At 68.7% G+C, this 20068-nt stretch carries 18 protein-coding genes; 13 read left to right on the forward strand and 5 right to left on the reverse strand.

What is annotated here, in order from left to right; all coding sequences use genetic code 11:
- Positions 1–38 precede the first annotated feature (38 nt).
- Entirely contained in the window at positions 39–3260 is a 3222-nt protein-coding gene (locus tag AAFN88_RS00650) for a transglycosylase domain-containing protein (protein WP_347517568.1), read from the reverse strand.
- A gap of 240 nt (positions 3261–3500) precedes the next feature.
- Here AAFN88_RS00650 and AAFN88_RS00655 point away from each other — a divergent pair, with 240 nt between their 5' ends.
- Positions 3501–4448: a hypothetical protein gene (locus tag AAFN88_RS00655; RefSeq protein ID WP_347517569.1), complete on the forward strand. Its 948-nt coding sequence runs from the start codon at positions 3501–3503 to the stop codon at positions 4446–4448.
- A 51-nt stretch (positions 4449–4499) separates the two neighbouring features.
- Here AAFN88_RS00655 and AAFN88_RS00660 read toward each other — a convergent pair whose 3' ends face one another.
- On the reverse strand, positions 4500–4919 hold the full coding sequence (locus AAFN88_RS00660) for a helix-turn-helix domain-containing protein (protein ID WP_347517570.1): 420 nt from the start codon (positions 4917–4919) through the stop codon (positions 4500–4502).
- A gap of 75 nt (positions 4920–4994) precedes the next feature.
- Between AAFN88_RS00660 and AAFN88_RS00665 the strand changes: the two genes are divergently transcribed.
- From AAFN88_RS00665 to AAFN88_RS00675, 3 genes are read left to right on the forward strand one after another with little or no spacing between them, the layout of a single operon-like run.
- Positions 4995–5393 (forward strand): mercuric transporter MerT family protein, encoded by a 399-nt coding sequence (locus AAFN88_RS00665; RefSeq protein ID WP_347517571.1) that lies wholly within the window; start codon positions 4995–4997, stop codon positions 5391–5393.
- Between the two features lie 25 nt (positions 5394–5418).
- A complete protein-coding gene (locus AAFN88_RS00670; RefSeq protein ID WP_347517572.1) occupies positions 5419–5748 on the forward strand; it encodes a heavy-metal-associated domain-containing protein in 330 nt (109 codons plus the stop codon).
- A gap of 24 nt (positions 5749–5772) precedes the next feature.
- Positions 5773–5997: a GDCCVxC domain-containing (seleno)protein gene (locus tag AAFN88_RS00675; RefSeq protein ID WP_347517573.1), complete on the forward strand. Its 225-nt coding sequence runs from the start codon at positions 5773–5775 to the stop codon at positions 5995–5997.
- Positions 5998–6038: 41 nt separating this feature from the next.
- Here the strand turns inward: AAFN88_RS00675 and AAFN88_RS00680 are convergent, their stop codons facing one another.
- Positions 6039–6995, reverse strand: a complete 957-nt coding sequence (locus AAFN88_RS00680) for a LysR family transcriptional regulator (protein ID WP_347517574.1) — start codon at positions 6993–6995, stop codon at positions 6039–6041.
- Between the two features lie 142 nt (positions 6996–7137).
- On the opposite strand from AAFN88_RS00680, the gene AAFN88_RS00685 reads away from it, so the two are divergent.
- From AAFN88_RS00685 to AAFN88_RS00725, 9 genes are all read left to right on the forward strand, one after another.
- Complete coding sequence (locus tag AAFN88_RS00685) at positions 7138–8013, forward strand: ABC transporter permease (protein WP_347517575.1); 876 nt, start codon at positions 7138–7140, stop codon at positions 8011–8013.
- An 8-nt stretch (positions 8014–8021) separates the two neighbouring features.
- Positions 8022–8816, forward strand: a complete 795-nt coding sequence (locus AAFN88_RS00690) for an ABC transporter permease (protein WP_347517576.1) — start codon at positions 8022–8024, stop codon at positions 8814–8816.
- An 82-nt stretch (positions 8817–8898) separates the two neighbouring features.
- Entirely contained in the window at positions 8899–10053 is a 1155-nt protein-coding gene (locus AAFN88_RS00695) for an extracellular solute-binding protein (protein ID WP_347517577.1), read from the forward strand.
- Between the two features lie 71 nt (positions 10054–10124).
- On the forward strand, positions 10125–11219 hold the full coding sequence (locus tag AAFN88_RS00700; protein ID WP_347517578.1) for an ABC transporter ATP-binding protein: 1095 nt from the start codon (positions 10125–10127) through the stop codon (positions 11217–11219).
- A 45-nt stretch (positions 11220–11264) separates the two neighbouring features.
- Positions 11265–12647, forward strand: coding sequence for an aspartate aminotransferase family protein (locus AAFN88_RS00705; protein ID WP_347517579.1), 1383 nt, complete (start codon positions 11265–11267; stop codon positions 12645–12647).
- A gap of 8 nt (positions 12648–12655) precedes the next feature.
- Positions 12656–13588, forward strand: coding sequence for a 3-keto-5-aminohexanoate cleavage protein (locus AAFN88_RS00710; RefSeq protein ID WP_347517580.1), 933 nt, complete (start codon positions 12656–12658; stop codon positions 13586–13588).
- Positions 13588–14088: a GNAT family N-acetyltransferase gene (locus AAFN88_RS00715; RefSeq protein WP_347517581.1), complete on the forward strand. Its 501-nt coding sequence runs from the start codon at positions 13588–13590 to the stop codon at positions 14086–14088. The genes AAFN88_RS00710 and AAFN88_RS00715 overlap by 1 nt, the downstream gene beginning before the upstream one ends.
- Positions 14085–15122, forward strand: a complete 1038-nt coding sequence (locus tag AAFN88_RS00720; protein WP_347517582.1) for a histone deacetylase family protein — start codon at positions 14085–14087, stop codon at positions 15120–15122. Before AAFN88_RS00715 ends, AAFN88_RS00720 begins: the two co-directional genes overlap by 4 nt.
- A 5-nt stretch (positions 15123–15127) precedes the next feature.
- A complete protein-coding gene (locus tag AAFN88_RS00725; RefSeq protein WP_347517583.1) occupies positions 15128–16231 on the forward strand; it encodes an FAD-binding oxidoreductase in 1104 nt (367 codons plus the stop codon).
- Here the strand turns inward: AAFN88_RS00725 and AAFN88_RS00730 are convergent.
- Entirely contained in the window at positions 16228–17379 is a 1152-nt protein-coding gene (locus AAFN88_RS00730) for a putative sulfate/molybdate transporter (RefSeq protein WP_347517584.1), read from the reverse strand. The genes AAFN88_RS00725 and AAFN88_RS00730 overlap by 4 nt on opposite strands.
- 131 nt (positions 17380–17510) lie before the next feature.
- Positions 17511–19982: a heavy metal translocating P-type ATPase gene (locus tag AAFN88_RS00735; RefSeq protein WP_347517585.1), complete on the reverse strand. Its 2472-nt coding sequence runs from the start codon at positions 19980–19982 to the stop codon at positions 17511–17513.
- Between the last annotated feature and the right edge of the window lie 86 nt (positions 19983–20068).

Consider the following 20068-nt stretch of genomic DNA (forward strand, 5'->3'; position numbering starts at 1 on the left):
AGTGCCGCGTTTACTGGGCCGCGGTTACTGGGCCGCGGTTACTGGGCCGCGAGGGCTTTGCCGCGCGCGCCCGCTGCCGAGGCCGACTGCGGCACCTCCGTCAGAGTGCAGTTCCAGCGGTTCTCCCGCGTGCGGTAGCAGGGCGCGCCCGGGCGCGGCGGCACCGTCTCCTCCCCATCGTCGACCAGCCGCGGGGCCGGCGGCGCCGGCGCGCGCTCCAACAGCGGCTGGAGCTGCGGACCCAGGGACTTCAGCAACTGCGTGGGCAGCGCCGAGGTGAAGCCGTAGCCGGCGGCCTCCGGTCCGGCCACGTGGGCCGAGATGACGCCGAAGAAACGGTCCCCCAGGAAGAACACGAAGGTCGCCGTGCGGTTCACCACCCGCGAGGAGATCAGCTCGCCGTTGCGCCCGAAACGCTCGTAGCGGTGATCCCCGGTGCCGGTCTTGCCGCCGGCGACCAGGCGGTTGCCAGCGGCATCGGCGAAGGCGCCGCTGACCCGGCGGCCGGTGCCTTCTTCGACGGTCTCGACCAACGCCTGACGCAGGGTGGCGGCCACCGCGGCGCGCAGCACCCGCTCGCCCGGCGGCACCTGCAGGCGCATCACGGTCTCGAAGGGCGTGCCCTCGGCGAAGCGCAGGCGCTCGAAGCGGCCGCTCGGCAGGCGCAGGCCGTCGTTCAGGATGATGCCCATCAGCTCGGCCAGGGCGGCCGGGCGGTCGCCCGAGCTGCCGATGGCCGTGGCGTAGGACGGCACCAGCCAGTCGAAAGGATAACCGAGACGCTGCCAGGTGACGGCCAGGCGCTGGAAGGCCTCCTCCTCCAGCAGGATGCGGATGCGCTGGTCCTGGGCGCGCCGCATCTTGGCGCGGAACAGCCAGCTATAGGCGTCCTGGCGGGCCTGGGCGCCGGCGGTCACGGCTTCGGCGAAGGTGCTGCCCGGCGTGCGGCTGAGGTAGGCGGCCAGCCAGAGCTCCAGCGGATGGACCTTCGCGATGTAGCCGCGGTCGTTGAGCGAAAAGCTCTCGCGCGCGTAGCTGTCGTAAAGATCGCGCAGGGCGCCGTCGCTCAGCGCGCGGCCGTGCCGCCGCTCCTTGAGGAAATCGCCCAGCGCCGCCGGCCCGGCCTCGGGCCGCAGGGAGCGGAAGATCACCGATTGCGCGGCCGCCGACTGCCGCGCCCGGCGCGACAGGCGCTCCAGGATCTCGTCACGGTCGAGGCCGCGGTAGGCGTCGTAGAAGCCGAGCATGAACTCCTTGCCCTCGCGGTCGGCGAAGCGGCTGAGGTAGCCGTCGCGCAGGGGCGAGGCCGGATCGCGCGGATCGCCCTGCTCGGCGACGATCTGCGCGACGTGGTAGCGCACCACGTCGCGCATCAGCCGGATGAAGACGAGGTTCACCGAGTTGTGCAGGGCTTCGGCCACAGTCATGACGCGGCCGTCGCTGCGTTTGTCGAAGTTGACGAAGTGATGCAGCCCGCCGCCGGTGAAAAAGCCTTCCTGCGGGCTGGCCGAATAGCGCCGCTGCATGGCCGCGGCCAGCAGGCCGCGCAGATCCAGATCGGGACGCCCGGCCAGTACCGCGGCGGCCCAGCGCGAGAGGGCGTCGCCCTGGGCGGCCCGGGCACGCAATGCCTCGACCGGCTGGCCGTGCAGCTTCTCATACAGCTCGGCGACAATCTCGAGATAGCTGACCAGGGTGCGCAGCTTGGCCGTAGAGCCGAGATCCAGCTTGGTGCCCTCGTTGACGTCGAAGGGCCCATCGTAGTTGTCGGCCTGCAGGCGCAACTGGTTGCGGTCGTCGCCGCGTTCGTAGAGCAGCAGGCTGTAGATCACCTTGGCCGGGTCGCCGCGGTCCAGCAGGCGCGGCGCGTCCAGCCCCCTTTCCTTCAAGGCAGCGGGCTCGGAGAGGCTCTTGAGGGCGGCGGTAACGGCCTCCTGCACCTTCCTGTCCAGGGTCGTCTCCACCGTCAGGTCCAGGCGGTCGAGGTCGTAGAAGGAGGCCAGGCCGAGCTGGCCGAGCAGACGGGCGCGCAGCGTCGAGGCGGCCTTCCAGGACAGCGCCGAGGCCGGAGAGGCAGAGGCCGGCAGGGTCGTCATGAAGCCGTTGCGCCGGGCCAGGGCCGCATCGCGCAGGGACGCGTCGATAACCCCGGCCTGGGCCAGCAGCCGCAGGTGGCTGTCGACCAGGTTGTCCAGGGCCGCGTGGCCGGTCAGCAGGTACTCGGAGGGCCGGCGCTGGGCGATGAGCAGGCTGAGCGCCTGGCGGTAGACGACCGCCTGGCGCTGCAGTGCCGCGCCGCCGGCGGCGGGGGCGGCGAGGCTGTCGCGCAGCGTCTCGAAGTCGGTGCCGAACCAGGCCCAGAGACCGTCGGCGAGACCGATCACCTCGCCGTAGCCCGGCCGCGCGGCCAGCGGCGTGGAGTTCAGGTAGTCGACGACGATCCGGCGGCGCGCCGCGGTGGTGTCGCGCCCGCCGAGGTAGCCGCGCAGGCTGGCGGAGATCATCTGGCGCAGCTTCTCCACCACGCTGTCGGTGCGGCCTTCCGGCGAGTGGCGGAATTTCTCCATCTGCGTGGCCAGGGTGCTGCCGCCCGGGCTCTGGCCGCCGGTCACCGTCTTCTTCACCACCAGGTCGGCGAAGGCGACGGCCAGGCGGTCCCACTCCACCGCCGGATTGGCACGCGGGAAGCGCGGCGTCAGGAGCTCGCGGTTCTCGATGAAGAGCAGCGTCTTGACGAGCAGCGGCGGCACCGCCTCGAAGGTCTCGAAGGCGCGCTCGGGCGTGCGCGAGACGAAGACCGCTTCGCCGTCGCGGTCGAGCAGCGCGAGGCCGGAGCGCGACTTGGCGCGGTAGGGCGCGATGCCGCTCTGCTGGAAATACCAGCCGAAGCGCTCGGAAACCCGGGCCTGGGTTTCGACACGGTAGCCCTCGCCGCGCAGGCTCTCGATGAACTCCGGCAGACCGACATAGCCGAGCCGCCGGTCATAGGGCCCGTCCTGGGGAAAAGCGATGGCGTCGCTCGGCCCTGCGCCGACGCGGAAGGTCATCTCGCCGGCCAGGCGGGAAAAGAACGTGGACTGCAAGGCGGAGGTCTTGGCCTCGATGACGGCCAGGCTGCCCAGCGCGGTCAGCAGGCAGAGAGTCGACCCAAGGGCGGCGATGCGCCGCCAGCCGCGTCCGAAAGGTGGCCGCCGGCGCGGCTTGGCGGGAGTTTCCCGCGGCACCGCCGGCTCGGTTGCCTTCAGCGTATCGTCCGACACCGCCTGGCATCCTCGCTAGGGGCTGGCCTTCCCTATCGGAAGAGCGCGCCCGGTGGAACACATCCCCCTCGAACGTCTCCTCTACCAACTCCGGCTGCCCGGTCCCCAAATCACATGATGCAGCGAGCGTAAATTTTTCTCAACCTTTATAAATAGTTAACGCGATTTTCCCAGGCAGGCTGCGGGCTTCGCAGGAGCGCCGCTGGGCAACTGCGGCCGCTTTCGTGCTAGCTTCGGCTCATGCCTGATATCGAGAACATTCCCTACCTGTCCGAGGAAGCGCTCGCCGGCCTGGGCATCACCACCGGCGAAGTCATCGAAAGCATCGAAACCATGATCGCCGGCAGCGCCCGCGCGAGCGTCTGGAGCGCACCCAAGGCGGTGATCCAGCCCGGCGACGGCCGCTACATGATGGCCGCCCTGGCGGCCGCCGACAATCCGGCGCTGTTGGCGGTGAAAACGGTGGTGCTCAACCCTCGCAACACCGACCGCGGCCTGCCGCAGATCAACGGGCTGGTCACCCTGCTGAACAGCGAAACCGGCTTGCCCGCCGCCATCCTGGACGGCAACTGGATCACCGCCGTACGCACCGCCGGCTTGAGCGCCACCGCCGCCAAGCACCTGGCGAGGAAGGACTCCGCCGTCGCCGCCTTCATCGGCGCGGGCGTACAGGCGCGCAGCCATCTCGCCGCCTTCGCCGACATGTTCCCGCTGAAGGAGGTCAGAATCTTCGCCCGCGGCAGAGCAAACATCGACCTGCTGAGCGAAGCGGCCGCGGCCCTGGGCTTGCCGGCGGCGGTCTGCGCCTCCCCCGAGGAGGCCGCCGGGCCGGCCGACCTGCTCGTCACTTCCGTGACCTATTCGCCAGAGCTGGAGCCCTTCCTGGACGCCGGGCGGCTGAAGCCCGGCGCCTTCGCCGCGGTGACCGATCTCGCCGCGCCTTGGAAGAAGGAGAGCTTCGCGGCCCTCGACCGCTTGGTCATCGACGACATGGCGCAGGAAGCCGCGCTGCCGAACAAGCTGGCGCCGCCCGAGACGGTATCGGGAGACCTGGCCGGACTGGTTCTCGGCAAGATCGATGGCCGCAGGACCGACGCTGAGCGCACCGCTTTCGTCTTTCGCGGCCACGCCCTGGGCGATCTCGCCCTTTCCGGCCTGGCCTGCCGCAAGGCCGGCCTCGTCGACTGAGTTAGCACGAAGCGGCGGTCTGCGCCTCAAGCGGCGAGACGGCCTGGGCTCTCAGACCTGAGACCCCAGTGAATCCAATACCGGGCATTCCGGTACCTCGTCGCCCGAACACTGCGATGCGGTCTCGGCCAGGATCCGCTCGATGCGCCTGAGGTCGGCAATCTTGGCCCGCACGTCGGCCAGGTGACGCTCCGTGCGTTGCTTTACTTCGGCGCAGGTCTGCGCGCCGCGATCCATCAGCCCCAGCAGCCCCCGCGTCTCTTCGATCGAAAAGCCGAGTTCACGTGCTCGCAGGATGAAGCGCAGGCGGGACACATGACCCGCATCGTAGACGCGGTACCCGGCGCCGCTCCGCGGCGGATCGGGCATCATGCCGATCTTCTCGTAGTAACGGATGGTCTCCAGGTTGCAGCCGGTCCGGCGGGCCAGTTCGGCCCGCAAGAGGCCTTTATCCGGACTGAATGCCATCATCGCCCGAAACTCCTTGAGTCTGTAGTTACTACAGACTTTAGGATCAATTCAGCCTGAATTCGAGAGCCGAATGATATGAGCGAGAAGCAAGCCGCAGCGGCCTTGCCGGAAACCCCCGATACCGCACCCGACCATCGGCCGGGATGGTTCGCCGCGGGCGGCGTCGTCGGGGCGGCCCTCGCCTCCGCCTGCTGCATCCTTCCCCTCGCCCTGCTGTTCCTCGGCGTTTCCGGCGCCTGGATCGGAAACCTGACCGCTTTGCAGCCCTTCAAGCCCTATTTCGCGATTGTGGCGCTGGTCTTCGTCGGCCTGGGGTTCCGGCAGGTCTATTTCCGGACCGCCCCGGACTGCGCCGCAGGAACCCGCTGCGTCCGGCCCCGGTCCTCCGTGATCGTCAAATCGGCGCTCTGGATCGCAACCCTGCTGGTAGCGTCGGCGCTGACCGTCAACTGGTGGGCGCCGCTGTTCTACTGACCTCATTCTTTGGAGCAAACCGCTGATGAAGTCTTCCCTCTCTCGCCTCGCCGGCTTTCTCCTGCTCGCGACGATCGGGCTTCACATGGGCTCCCCCCTCCCGCCGGCAGCGGCCCAGTCCGCCGGCGGCCAGGCAAGTCTCCAAAGCATCACCTTCACTGTCGACAACATGTTCTGCGCGCTCTGCCCCGTCACCGTCCGCAAGGCGATGGAGGGCGTGGAGGGCGTCAGTTCGGTCGAGATCGACTTCGAGGCCAAGACGGCCTTCGTCACCTTCGATCCGGCCATCACCACGTCCGCGTCTATTGCCGCCGCTTCGGGGGATGCCGGTTATCCGGCCCGCCCGGAAAGCTGACCGGAGGACACTGGAAGCCCGATCATGGAAACGCCAGCCACCGACGTCGTCCTTCACTCCACCATCACCTGCCCAAGCTGCGCTCACGCCGCCACCGAGCTGATGCCGACGGACGCCTGCCAATGGTTCTATGAGTGCAGGGCCTGCGGCTCCCTCTTGCGGCCGCAGCCGGGAGACTGCTGCGTGTTCTGCTCTTATGGAACGGTTCCCTGCCCGCCGGTCCAGACCGGCGGCGGCTGCTGCGGCTGAAACCGGCAAGCTTTCCCGCGCGCGCCGGATGACTCCGGGGGTTACTCGTAGGTGCGGGCGCTGAGCGGCTTGGCGTCGATGGCCGCGCGCAGCGCCTCCAGGAGCCCGGCTTCGGCGCGGTTCAGGTGGGTCTGGGGGTTCCATACCAGGTAGATATCCACCGCCGGCGGGTCTTCGTAGGGCGGCAGCCGCCAGAGGAGGCCGTCGCGCAGGTCGCGGGCCACCACGTGGATCGGCAGCGGCCCGATGCCGAGGCCGGCGATGATCATGCGCCGCACCTCCTCCAGGTGGGAAGAGTGGCCGACCACCCAGTCGTCGAGGTCGTGCTGGGCGCGCAGCAGGGCCACCGGACGCAGGGCATCGGCGAGCTGATCGGTCTTGAAGGAGACCGAGGCGTGGCCCTTCAGGTCGGCCAGGCTGAGGCCCTCGCGCCCGAACAGCGGGTGCGGCGGGCCGCAGAAGAAGCCGAAGTACTCACGGTAGATCATCTGATAATCGAGGCGCGGCGAGCGCTTGTGCACCAGACAGAGCCCGAAGCTGGCCGATTTTTCCAGCACTGCGCGGGTCACTTCTGAGGAGGTATCGACCTCGATCTCGTAGGTCGCCTTGGGGTTCTGGGCATGGAAAGCGGCCAGCACCTCGTCGAAGATCGGCGAGATCACGTGGCTGGCCATGGCGATGCGCACGTGACCGGTGATCTCGTCCTTCACGTCGCGGGTCAGCACCGCCACCCGGGCGACGTTGCCGTAGATCTCGACGCATTCCCGATAAAGCACCTCGCCGGCCGGGGTGACGCGGAACATCGCCGGGCCGCGCTCGATGAGGCGCTTGCCGAGGCGCGTCTCCAGGCGCTTCAGGGCGTGGCTGACCGTGGGCTGGCGCAGGTAGAGGCGCTTGGCGGCGCCGGTGACGCTGCCTTCCTGCACCACCACCATGAAGGTGCGCAGCAGGTTCCAGTCGAGTTCCCGGGCCAGGCGTTCGCCGCTTTCCTGAAGCATTCCGGCCTCCTCAGGCTGGTCATAGATATGATCTATGACCAGCATAGCACTTATCTATTTGCACAATGAAGCCCGAAGGCAAAGACTGCCCTCTCATACCGGCAGGCAATAAGCCGGGTGGAACAGCGAGGATCGAGTTTCAATGGCAGCAGCGGACGCGGACGCGCCGGGGGCACGCCCCTGGCTGCTCATGTCGCCGGCCCTGAGCGCGGTGACCCTGCTGCTGGCCATACCGGTCTGCTTCATCCTGGTCTATTCCTTCTGGCTGCGCACCGCCGCCGGCGGCGAACAGACCGGCTTCTACCTCGACAACTGGATCGAGGTGCTGACCGACGAGTTCTACCGCGACATCCTGATCCAGACCCTGCGCATCGCCGGGCTTTCGACCCTGTTCTGCATCCTGTTGGGCTACATCCCGGCCTACTTCATCGCGCGCTCGACGACGCGTCACAAGGCGGCCCTGATCCTGCTGCTCATGCTGCCCTTCTGGATCAGCTACATCATCCGCACCATGTCGTGGATCAACATCCTGGGGGTGAGCGGCGCGCTGAACGTCTTCCTGCTGTGGAGCGGCCTCATCTCGGAGCCGCTGCAGATCCTCTACAACGAGGCCACGGTGATCCTGGGGCTGGTGCATTTCCTGCTGCCCTTCATGATCCTCAACATCTACGTCAGCATCGACGGCATCGACACCAACCTGGCCGACGCCGCGCGCTCGCTGGGCGCCACCGGCTGGCAGACCTTCCGCGAGGTGACGCTGCCGCTGTCGATGCCGGGCCTGGCCGCCGGCAGCCTGTTGTGCTTCGTGCTGGGCGCCGGCACCTACATCACGCCGATGATCCTGGGCGGGCCGCGCAACGCCATGTTCGCCAACCTGGTCTTCGAGGCGATCATCACCCAGCTCAACTGGCCGCTGGGCTCCGCCCTGTCGCTGGTCCTGCTCCTCGTTCTCGGCGCCGTGGTGATGGTCTACACCCGCTATGCCGGCATCGGCCAGCTGGCCAAGAGCTTCAAATGAGGCCGGCCGTGAACCTCCTCGGGAGCTGGAGCCTGATCCGCGCCTTCACCGTGCTGGTCTACCTCTTCATGTTCCTGCCGGTGGCGGTGGTCATCCTGCTGGCCTTCAACGCCAACCAGTTCGGCAGCTTTCCCATGGAGGGCGTCAGTTTCCGCTGGTTCGTCGAGCTGTGGAACAACGAGGCCATCGTGCGGGCCTTCAAGACCTCGATGTTGCTGGGCGCCCTGACCGCCGTGATATCCGCGACGCTGGGCGTGCTCGCCAGCCTCGCCCTGGTGCGCTACGACTTCCGCGGCAAGAGTTTGATCACCACCGCGCTGATCGCGCCGATCCTGGTGCCGGAGGTGGTGCTGGCCGTCGCGCTGCTGCTGTTCCTGCGCTGGCTGGAGATGCCGAAGAGCTTCCCCCTGCTGCTGCTCGGCCACGTCATCTTCACCCTGCCCTTCGTGGTGCTGATCGTGCAGGCGCGTCTGGTGGCGGTGCGCCGCGAGTTCGAGGAAGCGGCGCTCAGCCTGGGCGCCAACGCCTTTCACACTTTCCGCGAGGTGACGCTGCCGCTGATCATGCCGGCGGTCTTCGCCGGCGTCATCTTCGCCTTCACCATTTCCTTCGACGACGTCACCGGCACCCTGTTCTGGAAACCCGGCGGCGTCGAAACCGTCCCCACCCAGATCTTCGCCATGCTGCGCAACTCCATCAGCCCGGAGATCAACGCGCTGGGCGCGGTCATGGTGGTGGTCACCGTCGCGGTGCCCCTGCTGGGCGCCGCCATTGCCCGGCGCATGGCCGCCGCTCTCAAATAGGGGCACCCGCATAACGAACAACGCAGACCGATAACGACGAACCGCAAACCCGCAAACGCAACGACAGGGAAAGGTATGGGAGATGGATAACACCACTCGCTATCAACGACTTCTCGAACGCTATCGCAACGGCGGCCTCGACCGCCGCAGCTTCCTCACGCTGCTGGGCGCCGCCAGCCTGGCCGCCGGCGTGACCGGAGCGCCGCTGAAAGGGCTGATGCGCCAGGCCCTGGCCGCCACGCCGGACAGCGTGCGCTTCGACGGCTGGGGCGGCGTGGTCTCGGAGGCTTTCCGCAAGCACGCCTTCGACCCCTATACCGAGAAGACCGGCATCAAGGTCGTCGACGGCACCTTCGGCAGCGGCGACGAATACCTGAACCGCGTGAAGGCCGGCCAGGAGGGCGAATACAACATCTTCCACGCCTCCGGCGTCTTCGACTACGCCCGCTACGTGAACCTGGGCTACGACGTCGTCCTCAACGAAGCCAACATCCCGAACCTGAAGTACGTCATGTCGGCCCTGATGACGCCCTTCCGCAACGTCACCGGCGGCAAGCTCTCCGCCGCGCCCTACGACTACGGCACCACGGGCCTGGCCTACAACACCGAGAAGATCTCCAAGCAGGAGATGGAGGACAAGGGCGCCAAGATCCTCATCGACCCCAAGTACAAGGGCAAGATCGGCGGCTGGGGCGACTGGCGCACCCGCATCTGGTACGGCGCGCTGGCGACGGACCAGAACCCCAACAACATCCAGGACATGGACGCCGTGTGGGACGCCATCCGCGCGCACCGCGACCTGGCGCTGAAGTACTGGGGTTCGGGCGCCGAACTAATGAGCCTGCTGGCCGAGGGCGAGATCTACGTCACCGAGGGCTGGTCGGGCCGCATCGCCGCGCTGCAGCAGCAGGGCCACCCCATCGCCTACTACGACGCGCCCAACAGCTACGCCTGGCAGGAATGCCTCATGGTGCTGAAGGGCAGCCCGCTGGAGGCCTGCGAGGAACTGCTGAACTTCATGCTGGAGCCGTCGGTCTCCATCGCGGTGGCCGAGGGGCAGAACTATCCGCCCGCGCTCGACCCCACCAAGGTCGACCTGGGCGAGAAAATCCCGACGCTGCCGGCCTTCGACCCCACCGGCAAGCTGGCCAATCTCACCTTCGCCGATCCGGCCTATTGGAACGGTAACGAGGCGGAGTGGTCGAAGAAGTTCGGCCGCGTGCAGAAAGGCTACTAATCGGGTCGCGGCGGGCCGGCTCCTCCCCCGGCCCGCCGCACCTTTTCGTGTAAATACCGGAGTAACCTCTGATGAGCGATCGCGAGCCGGTCGTCGCGCTGCGCCAGGTGATCAAGCGCTACGGCAATTTCACGGCGGTCGAGCCGATGGACCTGAACGTCGAGCCGGGCGCCTTCGTGACCCTGCTGGGCCCCTCGGGCTGCGGCAAGACCACGACTCTGCGCATGGTCGCCGGGCTGGCCGCGCCCAGCGGAGGCGACATCCTCATCAAGGGCGCGCGGGTCAACGAGGTGCCGATCCACAAGCGCAACCTGGGCATCGTGTTCCAGAACTACGCCCTCTTCCCGCACAAGACCGTTTTCGACAACGTCGCCTTCGGCCTGAAATACCGCAAGGTGCCCAAGGCGCAGATCGCCGAACGGGTCGCCCGCGCGCTGGAGCTTGTCCAGCTGCCGCAGATGGCCGACCGCTTCCCCAACCAGCTTTCCGGCGGCCAGCAGCAGCGCATCGCCCTGGCCCGCGCCATCGTGGTGGAGCCCGACGTGCTGCTGCTCGACGAGCCGCTCTCGGCGCTCGACGCCAACCTGCGCGAGGACATGCGCGTCGAGCTGAAGAAGATCCAGCACCAGCTCGGCATCACCACCATCTTCGTGACCCACGACCAGTCGGAGGCGCTGGCCATGTCCGACAAGATCGTGGTCATGAACAAAGGCCGCATCGAGCAGGAGGGCTCGCCCGAGGAGGTCTACGCGCGACCGCGTTCCGAATTCGTCGCCCGCTTCCTCGGCAACTCCAACCTGCTGGACGGCACCATCGCCGCGCGCAACGGCAGCAGCCTGAGCATCGAGGTCGGCGGTCTGGGCCGGGTCGAGGCGGAAGTGAACGGCGGCGCCGTGCCGCAGGACGGCGAGCTGGTACGCCTGGTGGTGCGCGCGGAAAAGCTGCATCTCTCCACAGAGCCCGGCGGCGAACCCGGCGACACGCAACTGAGCGGCCGCGTCGATACCGTTGACTACCAGGGACAGGCGGCCCGATATTTCGTCACCGTCGGTTCTCACAGCCTTCAGGTGATCAACCCGATCGACAGCTCTCCCCTGGCCGAGGGCGCGGAAGTGCGCGTCCGGGTGCGCCCGCGGGACATCGTGCTGCTGACGCCCGAAGGCTGAACGACGAAGCGACGACAACCGAACCATTCTGGGACCACTGCCCCTATGACCGCCACCGCCGCGCCCGCGGCCCAGCCCCGCGAGCCCTCCAACCTGTTTTATCAGACGCGCAGCCGCCGCCCCGTGGTGGCGCGCGCCGAAGGCATCTATTTCTGGGACAAGGACGGCAGGCGCTACATCGACGGCTGCAGCGGCGCCATGGTCTCCAACATCGGCCACGGCAACCCACGTGTCCTGGCCGCCATGCGCCGCCAGATGGAAGACGCCACCTTCGCCTACCGCCTGCATTTCGAGAACGAGGCGGCGGAGACCCTGGCCAGGCGCATCGCCCGGCGCACGCCCGAGGGCCTGGACCGCATCTTCTTCGTTTCCGGCGGCTCCGAGGCCGTGGAGTCCTGCCTGAAACTGGCACGCCAGCACGCGGTGGCGACGGGCCAGGGGAAGCGCTGGAAAGTGATCTCGCGCTTTCCCTCCTACCATGGCGCGACACTGGGGGCCTTGGCCGTCACCGGCTATATGCCGATGACCGAGCCCTTCGCGCCGATGATGCAGGAGATGCCGAAGATCCCGGCGCCGACCTGCTACCTGGACCGCGACAACCTGGATTGGGAGGGCCGCGGCCTGCGCTATGCCGAGATGCTGCGCGAGGAGATCGAGCGCCAGGGGCCTGAGAGTGTGCTGGCCTTCATCATGGAGCCGGTGGGCGGCGCCTCGACCGGCGCCCTGGTCGCCCCCGACAGCTACTATGCCCGCGTCCGCGAGATCTGCGACGACTACGGTATCCTGCTGATCCTCGACGAGGTGATGAGCGGCGCCGGGCGCACCGGGCGCTTCCTGGCCTCCGAGCACTGGAACCTGCGCCCCGACATCATCGCCCTGTCCAAGGGTTTCGCCGCCGGCTACGCGCCGCTGGGCGCCATGGTCGCCGACCGCCGCCTGGTGGAGCCGGTCCTCGACGCCGGCGGCTTCATCCACGGCTACACCTACGCCGGCAATCCCCTGGCCTGCGCCGCCGGCCTGGCAGTGCTGGAAGAGATCGAAAGCCGGGATCTGATGGGCAACGCCGCGCGCATGGGCGGCCTGCTGAAGGATGGCCTCGGCCGCCTGATGGCGCGCTTTCCCTTCATCGGCGACGTGCGCGGCCTGGGCCTGCTGCTGGCCTTCGAGATGGCGGCCGACCGCCAGACCATGCAGCCGCTGCCCAAGGAGTTGAACGCCCACAGCCGCCTGGTCGAGCTGGCCTACGAGCGTGGGCTCATCATCTATTCCCGGCGCACCCGCGGCGGCATCGAAGGCGACCACTTCATGATCTGCCCGCCGATGATCGTCGACGAGGCGCAGGTCACCGAGATCCTGGGGCTTCTCGAAGAAAGCCTCACCGCCTTCGCCGCCGAGGCCGGTCTGCCGCTTTCCGACAGCACTGCATGAGCCCGACCATGGCCAACAACAAAGTCATCATCACCTGCGCGGTCACCGGCTCGATCCACACGCCGAGCATGAGCCCGCACCTGCCGGTCACCCCGGACGAGATCGCCGCCGGCGCGGTGGCCGCCGCCGAGGCCGGCGCGGCGATCCTGCACCTGCACGCCCGCGACCCTCAGGACGGACGGCCTTCCGCCGACCCGGACCACTTCATGGCCTTCCTGCCGCGCATCAAGCAGGCCTGCGACGCGGTGGTGAATATCACCACCGGCGGCAGCGCGCAGATGACCCTGGACGAGCGCCTGGCGGCGCCGCTGCAGGCCCAGCCGGAGATGTGCTCGCTGAACATGGGCTCCATGAACTTCGGCACCTTCCCGCTGCTCCAGCGCTACAAGGAGTGGAAGCACGACTGGGAGCCGGGCTTCCTGGAAGCCTCGCGCGACACCGTCTTCAAGAACACCTTCGCCGACATCGAGGGCGTGCTCGACCGCCTCGGCAACGGCTGCGGCACCCGCTTCGAGTTCGAGTGCTACGACAGCGGCCACATTCAGACCGTCGCCTTCTACCTGGCCCAGGGCCTGATCAAGCCGCCGGTCTTCCTGCAGTTCGTGCTCGGCGTGCTGGGCGGCGCCGACGCCTCGCCGGAGCAGCTCATGCACATGAAGGCGACGGCCGACCGCCTGCTGGGCGAGGCCTACCGCTTCTCCGTCCTGGCCGCCGGGCGCCAGCAGATGCCGCTGGGCACCCTGGGCGTCATCCTGGGCGGCAACGTGCGCGTCGGCCTGGAGGACAGCCTCAGCATCGGGCGCGGCCGGCTCGCCGAGAGCAACGCCCAGCAGGTGGAGAAGATCCGCCGCATCCTGGAAGAACTGGGCTACGAGGCCGCCAAGCCGGACGAGGTGCGCGAGACATTGAAGCTCAAGGGCGGCGACCGGGTGTCCTTCTGATGACTGAAATCACGGTACGCTTGGCCGGTAAGGCCGACGCAGAGGCGGTCTTCGGCCTGGTGGTGGAGCTGGCCCGCGCAAGAGGGATGCCGGAGAAGGTGGTCTCCAGCGCCGGCGACATCGAACGCGACGGCTTCGGCAGTGACCCGGCTTTCGAGGCGCTCCTGGCCGAAGTCGACGGCAAACCGGCCGGGCTCTGCCTCTTCTTCGGCAGTTATTCGACCTGGCGCGGCAAGCGCGGGATCTACGTGCAGGATCTGGTGGTGCTGGAAAGCGCCCGCTCTCTGGGCATCGGACATCGCCTGCTGGCCGAGACCGCGGCGCTGGCCAAGGCGCGCGGCGCCGCCTACCTCAGGCTATCCGTCGACGACGACAACCACTCCGCCCAGCGCTTCTACCAGCGAACGGGCCTCAGACATTCAACGCCGGAGCAGATCTACGTGCTGGAGAACGACGCGCTCGACGCCCTGGCAGAAAGCGCGAAAGGAACGGCGGCATGAAGGTATTCGCAGCCCCCGAACGGCAGAAGATCCACTACCCGCGCAACTTCCTGGTCAACGGCGCGCAGCAGCCGAACCCGGAGAAGCCGGAGCGCGTCGACCGCCTGCTGGCGGCCGCCGGCGCCGGCGGCCACGATATCGCCGCTCCCGCCGACCACGGCCTCGGCCCCATCGCCGCCGTCCACACGCCGGAGTACCTCCGCTTCCTGGAGAACATCTACGAGCGCTGGGCGCGCATCCCCGGCGCTTCCGATGAGGTCATCCCCAACATCCACCCGGACCGGCGCGAGGCCAGCTATCCGCTCTCCGCCGTGGGCCAGGCCGGCTACCACATGGCCGATACCGCCTGCCCCATCGGCCCCGACTCCTGGGCGGCGATCCGCTGGAGCGCCAACTGCGCCGCCTCGGCCGCCGAAGCGGTTCTGGACGGCGCGCCGGCCGCCTACGCGCTCTGCCGCCCGCCGGGTCACCACGCCTTCGCCGATCTGGCCGGCGGCTTCTGCTTCGTGAACAACGCCGCCGTCGCCGCCATGGTGCTGCGGCGCCAGCACGCCCGCGTCGCCGTCGTCGACGTCGACCTGCACCACGGCAACGGCACGCAGGGCATCTTCTACAAACGTGACGACGTGCTGACCGTCTCTGTCCACGCCGACCCGATCCGCTTCTATCCCTTCTTCTGGGGCCACGCGCACGAGCGCGGCGAAGGGGTTGGGACCGGCTACAACCTGAACCTGCCGCTGCCGCGCGGCTCGGAAGATGCGGCCTTTCTGGAGGCTCTCGACCGCGGCCTCGAAACGGTCGCCGCCTTCGCCCCCGGCGCCTTGGTGGTGGCTCTCGGCCTCGACGCCTTCGAAGACGATCCCTTCGGCGGCCTTGCCGTCAGCACCGCGGGCTTCGGCAGGATCGGCGCGCGTCTCGCCGCGCTCGGGCTGCCAAGCGTCATCGTGCAGGAGGGTGGCTATCTCTGCGACGGCCTGGGTGATAACCTCGCCGCCTTCCTTGGCGCCTTCGAAGCCGATCACAAAACAAGCTGAGATTTATGACGCAGACGGCAGACGTGATTGTCATCGGCGCCGGCATGGCCGGTGCCTCGGCGGCAGCGGAGATGACCCGCGGCGCCAAAGTAGTGGTGCTGGAGAGCGAGCCCCATCCCGGCTACCACAGCACCGGGCGCTCGGCAGCGATCTTCATTCAGAGCTACGGCAATGCCGCCGTGCGGCAGTTGAACCAGGCGAGCCGCCCGCTGCTGGAGGCGCATCCCCTCGACCCGGAGGGGGCCGGCGTGCTCTCGCCGCGCGGCATCCTGACGCTGGCCGGCGCGGAGGAGAGCGCCCGCCTCGACGCATTGCTGGCGGAAAACGACGGCGTCACGGAGATCTCTCCCGAAGATGCCTGCGCAATGGTGCCGATCCTGCGCCGCGCTGCCATCGAGCGTGCCGCCTTTGAGGCCGACGCTCTGGACATCGATGTGGACCGCCTGCACCAGCTCTACCTGCGTCACCTGAAATCATCAGGCGGCAGTCTGGTCTGCAACGCCGGGGTCACGGCGCTGGCCCGTGATGGCGCCGTATGGCGCGCCGAGACCCGCGCCGGCGTCTTCGAGGCGCCGGTGGTGGTGAACGCCGCCGGGGCCTGGGCCGACTTGACCGCCGCCATGGCCGGCGTCGGCCCGCTGGGCCTGCAGCCGCTGCGCCGCTCGGCCGCCATCCTGCCGGCCCCGCCGGGCCACGCGGTCGAGGGCTGGCCGCTGGCCGGCAACGCGGCGGAAACCTACTACTTCAAGCCGGAAGCCGGAAAACTGATGGTTTCGCCGGCCGACGAAACGCCGGTCGATCCGCACGACGCCTGGCCTGACGACATGGACCTGGCCGAGGGCCTGGACCGCTTCGCCCGGGCCGTCGACTACGAGGTGACGCGGGTCGAGCGGACCTGGGCGGGTCTCAGGACCTTCGCGCCCGACCGCACCCTGGTGATCGGCTTCGACCCCACGGCGGAGGGCTTCTTCTGGCTCGCCGGACAAGGCGGCTACGGCATCCAGACCGCCCCCGGTGCGGCCCGGCTCGCCGCCGGCCTGCTGCTGGATCAGGCGGCGCCGGCCGGGATCGATCCCGCCCTCTTCAGTCCGGCTCGCTTCCGAAGCTAATCCTGGCGGGAGCCGCCGCGACGCAAAACGTCGCGCGCCAGGGAACGCCCGAACTCAATCGTGCAGCCCACGGCCAAGCCCACTGCGGCATCGGCGGCCAGCGTCGCCAGCGCGGTCAGGCCGATCGCCGGCCAGCAATCCGGCCGGGCGTCGAAGAGACGTTTTGAGATCGCCAGTTCCGCACCGGCCAGGACCAGAAAGGCGCCCACGGCGGCCAGCGGGATCATGGCCAGGAGGCCGACGGCGGCTTCGGCGAAGAACAGCGCCAGCACGAATAAGACAGCGCCGATCAGCAGGGGCGCGGTGCCGCTGCGCGCGCCGAAGCGGTGATGTGCCTGCACCCCGCCGGCGCCATGGCACATGGGCAGGGCGCCGAAAGGCGCCAGCAACAGGTTGGCGGCGCCGGAAGTGAGGCAGAGCCGCCGTTCCGTGACCGCGCCCTTGTCTTCCGGATAGAGCGCGCGGGCGAGCGCGGCGGTGATGATGACGGCGTTGGTGACGGTCAGCGCGATCTGCGGCAGCACCGCCTTGTGCAGGGCCTCGCCCATCTCGGCGAAGCCGGGCAGCATTACCTCCGGCAGGGCGAAGCGCGGCGCCAGCCCGCCGGCCAGTTCACCCAGCGGCGGCGCCAGCCCCGCCGCCTGGCCGGCCAGCAGCGCCACGGCGAGACCGATCAGGGTCGCCGGACAGCCGCGCAGGAACGTCAACGCGCCCAGCAGCGCCAGCATGCCGAAGCCGAGCCAGGGCACCTCCAGCATCAGGTCCAGGCCGATGAGGGCGAAGCTGACACCGAGGCCGAAGCGCAGGCCGGCGATGACCGAGGGCGGGATGGCGCGGGACAGGCGCTCGATGGCGCCGCTCAGGCCCAGCACCAGCAGCACCGCGCCCAGGATCATGCCGGTGGCGGCGACGGCACCGGGCGGCAGGCCGGAGGTCACGATGACCGCCGAGACCGCCTTCATCGGCTGTACCGGAACCGGCAGGCGGTAGAAAACGCCGGTGAAGAGGTAGAAGAGGCCGAAACCGAAGAGCACGCCGCCGGAGGCCAGCCCGCCCACCGTCAGCACGGAAATCACGTGCGGCAGGAAGGTGCCGAGGTCGCCGAAGGCGCCGCCCGCTTCACGGGCGTTGAGGCGGAAGCCGCGCAAGGTCCCAGTTTCTCCTTTATCGAGCCGCCGGTCCCGGGGCAGCTCAGTGGGAGACGGTAGCATGGAAGCTGCCGCGAAAACTGGCCTTTTCTGCGGACCGCCGAGCCTGTGACCGGGGTCCTAAAGGCGCGCTATAGTCTGACCCGGCGCAACCTCAGTGCGTTGGTCACCACGGAGACCGAGGAGAGGCTCATGGCCGCCGCGGCAATGATGGGCGACAGCAAAATGCCGAAGACGGGGTACAGAATCCCGGCTGCGATCGGTACACCGGCGGCGTTGTAGAAAAAGGCGAAGAAGAGGTTCTGCTTGATGTTGCCCATGGTCGCCTCGGCGAGTCGGCGGGCCCGCACGATGCCGTTGAGATCGCCTTTCACCAGGGTGAAGCCGGCGCTTTCGATGGCGACGTCGGCGCCGGTGCCCATGGCGATGCCGACATCTGCTTGTGCGAGGGCCGGGGCGTCGTTCACGCCGTCGCCGGCCATGGCGACCTTGGCGCCCTCGGCCTGCAGCTCCTTGACGATGCGCGCCTTGTCCTCCGGCAGCACGTCGGCGCGGATCTCGTCGATGCCGAGGCGCCCGGCGACGGCTTTCGCGGTGCGCTCGTTATCGCCGGTCACCATGACGATGCGCAGGCCCTCTTGGTGCAACGCCTTCAACGCTTCCGGCGTGGTTTCCTTCACCGGATCGGCAACGCTGACCAGGCCGGCGACCTTCCCGTCGACCACGACGAACATCACGGTCTCGCCCTGGTCGCGGCGTGCGCCGGCCTCTTCGGCGGCGTGGCTGCTCTCCAGTCCCAGCTCGGCGAGCAGTGCGGCGTTGCCCAGCGCCACCCCGCGGCCCTCGACCCGGCCGGTCACGCCCTTGCCGGTGATCGCGTTGAAGTCCTCGGCCTTGGCCAGGGCGACACCGCGTTCCGAAGCGCCGGCGACGATGGCCTCGGCCAGGGGGTGTTCGCTGCCGCGCTCCAGCGAGGCGGCGAGACGCAGCAGTTCGTCCTCGCCGACTCCCGCCTCCGGCAGCACCGCCGCCAGCCGTGGCTTGCCCAGCGTCAAGGTCCCGGTCTTGTCGACAATCAAGGTGTCCACCTTGGCGAAACGCTCCAGGGACTCGGCATTCTTGATGAGCACGCCGGCCTGGGCACCGCGCCCGGTGGCGGTCATGATCGACATGGGCGTGGCGAGGCCCAGGGCGCAGGGACAGGCGATGATCAGCACCGAGACCGCCGCCACCAGGCCGTAGGCCATGGCCGGCGAGGGTCCCCAGATCGACCAGGCGATGAAGGCAAGCAGGGCGACGCCCACCACCGCCGGCACGAAGACGCCGGCCACCTGGTCGGCCAGCTTCTGGATCGGCGCGCGGCTGCGCTGCGCCTCGGCCACCATCCCGACGATCTGCGACAGCACCGTGTCGGCACCGACGCGCTCGGCTTCGATGACCAGGGACCCGCTGCCGTTCAGCGTGGCGCCGGTCACCTGATCGCCGACGGCTTTCTCCACCGGCACGGGCTCGCCGGTCAGCATGGACTCGTCGATGGCGGAGTAACCCTCGACCACCTTGCCGTCGACCGGCACCTTGTCGCCGGGGCGCACGCGCAGATGATCGCCGGACTTCACCTGATCCAGCGGAATTTCCTCCTCCTGCCCGTCGGCGCGGATCACGCGGGCGGTCTTGGGCGCCAGGTCCAGCAAGGCGCGGATGGCGCCGCCGGTGCGCTCGCGGGCGCGCAGCTCCAGCAACTGGCCCAGCAGCACCAGCACCACGATGACCGCCGCCGCTTCGTAGTAGACGCCGACGTGTCCCTGGGCGTCACGGAAGCCCGCGGGGAAGATGTCCGGGGCCAGGGTCGCGACAACACTGAAGACATAGGCCGCCCCGACGCCGATGGCGATGAGGGTGAACATGTTGAGGCTGCGGTTGACGATCGACTTCCAGCCGCGCTGGAAGAAGGGCAGGCCGGCCCAGAGCACCACCGGCGTCGAGAGGAGCAGCTCGGCCCAGGCACTGATGCCCTCGCCCAGCGCCTCGCGCAGAGGCAGGCCGAAATGCGGCGCCATGGCGAGAACCAATACCGGCAGCGTGAGGACGCCGCCGATCCAGAAGCGCCGGGTGAAGTCGACCAGTTCCGGATTGGGGCCCTCTTCGCCGGTGGGGATGCCCATGGGCTCCAGCGCCATACCGCAGAGCGGACAGTCCCCCGGGCCGTCCTGGACGATCTCCGGGTGCATGGGGCAGGTGTATTGGGTGCCCGCCGGCATGGGCTCCGGCGCCGGGCGGCCGGCCAGATAGGTCTCCGGCTCGCTCTCGAACTTCTCCTGGCAGCGCGCGGAACAGAAATAGAAGCGCTGGCCCGCGTGCTTGGCCACGTGGCGCGCGCTCGCCCGGTCCACCGACATGCCGCAGACCAGGTCCTCGGCCTTGATGTAATCCCCGGGCGCGGCGGCGAACTTGTCGCGGCAGCCGCTGGCGCAGAAATGATAGAGGTGCCCCTCGTGCTCGTAGGCCGGCTTGCCCGCCGCGGGATCCACGGTCATGGCGCAGACGGGATCGCGCACGACCTCCGCCGGCGTCCGGTTGTCTTGCTGCTGTGCTGGGGTGGACATAATGGGCTGCCTCTTCCTGCCGCGCCGGCACCTCCGCCGGCCTCTGGCTTGTAGGTAGGGCTTCCAGTGACTGGAAGGTCAAGCCC

The organism is Pelagibius sp. CAU 1746, assembly GCF_039839785.1.
In the GTDB taxonomy this organism is placed as follows: domain Bacteria; phylum Pseudomonadota; class Alphaproteobacteria; order Kiloniellales; family Kiloniellaceae; genus Pelagibius.

Excerpts from the sequence above, each read along its gene's own strand:
- AAFN88_RS00660 (WP_347517570.1), bottom strand. The coding sequence starts at position 4,919 with ATGATGGCATTCAGTCCGGATAAAGGCCTCTTGCGGGCCGAACTGGCC.
- AAFN88_RS00725 (WP_347517583.1), top strand. The coding sequence starts at position 15,128 with ATGACGCAGACGGCAGACGTGATTGTCATCGGCGCCGGCATGGCCGGT.
- AAFN88_RS00705 (WP_347517579.1), top strand. The coding sequence starts at position 11,265 with ATGACCGCCACCGCCGCGCCCGCGGCCCAGCCCCGCGAGCCCTCCAAC.
- AAFN88_RS00715 (WP_347517581.1), top strand. The coding sequence starts at position 13,588 with ATGACTGAAATCACGGTACGCTTGGCCGGTAAGGCCGACGCAGAGGCG.
- AAFN88_RS00665 (WP_347517571.1), top strand. The coding sequence starts at position 4,995 with ATGAGCGAGAAGCAAGCCGCAGCGGCCTTGCCGGAAACCCCCGATACC.
- AAFN88_RS00675 (WP_347517573.1), top strand. The coding sequence starts at position 5,773 with ATGGAAACGCCAGCCACCGACGTCGTCCTTCACTCCACCATCACCTGC.
- AAFN88_RS00700 (WP_347517578.1), top strand. The coding sequence starts at position 10,125 with ATGAGCGATCGCGAGCCGGTCGTCGCGCTGCGCCAGGTGATCAAGCGC.
- AAFN88_RS00710 (WP_347517580.1), top strand. The coding sequence starts at position 12,656 with ATGGCCAACAACAAAGTCATCATCACCTGCGCGGTCACCGGCTCGATC.
- AAFN88_RS00655 (WP_347517569.1), top strand. The coding sequence starts at position 3,501 with ATGCCTGATATCGAGAACATTCCCTACCTGTCCGAGGAAGCGCTCGCC.
- AAFN88_RS00680 (WP_347517574.1), bottom strand. The coding sequence starts at position 6,995 with ATGCTTCAGGAAAGCGGCGAACGCCTGGCCCGGGAACTCGACTGGAAC.
- AAFN88_RS00685 (WP_347517575.1), top strand. The coding sequence starts at position 7,138 with ATGGCAGCAGCGGACGCGGACGCGCCGGGGGCACGCCCCTGGCTGCTC.
- AAFN88_RS00735 (WP_347517585.1), bottom strand. The coding sequence starts at position 19,982 with ATGTCCACCCCAGCACAGCAGCAAGACAACCGGACGCCGGCGGAGGTC.
- AAFN88_RS00720 (WP_347517582.1), top strand. The coding sequence starts at position 14,085 with ATGAAGGTATTCGCAGCCCCCGAACGGCAGAAGATCCACTACCCGCGC.
- AAFN88_RS00695 (WP_347517577.1), top strand. The coding sequence starts at position 8,899 with ATGGATAACACCACTCGCTATCAACGACTTCTCGAACGCTATCGCAAC.
- AAFN88_RS00670 (WP_347517572.1), top strand. The coding sequence starts at position 5,419 with ATGAAGTCTTCCCTCTCTCGCCTCGCCGGCTTTCTCCTGCTCGCGACG.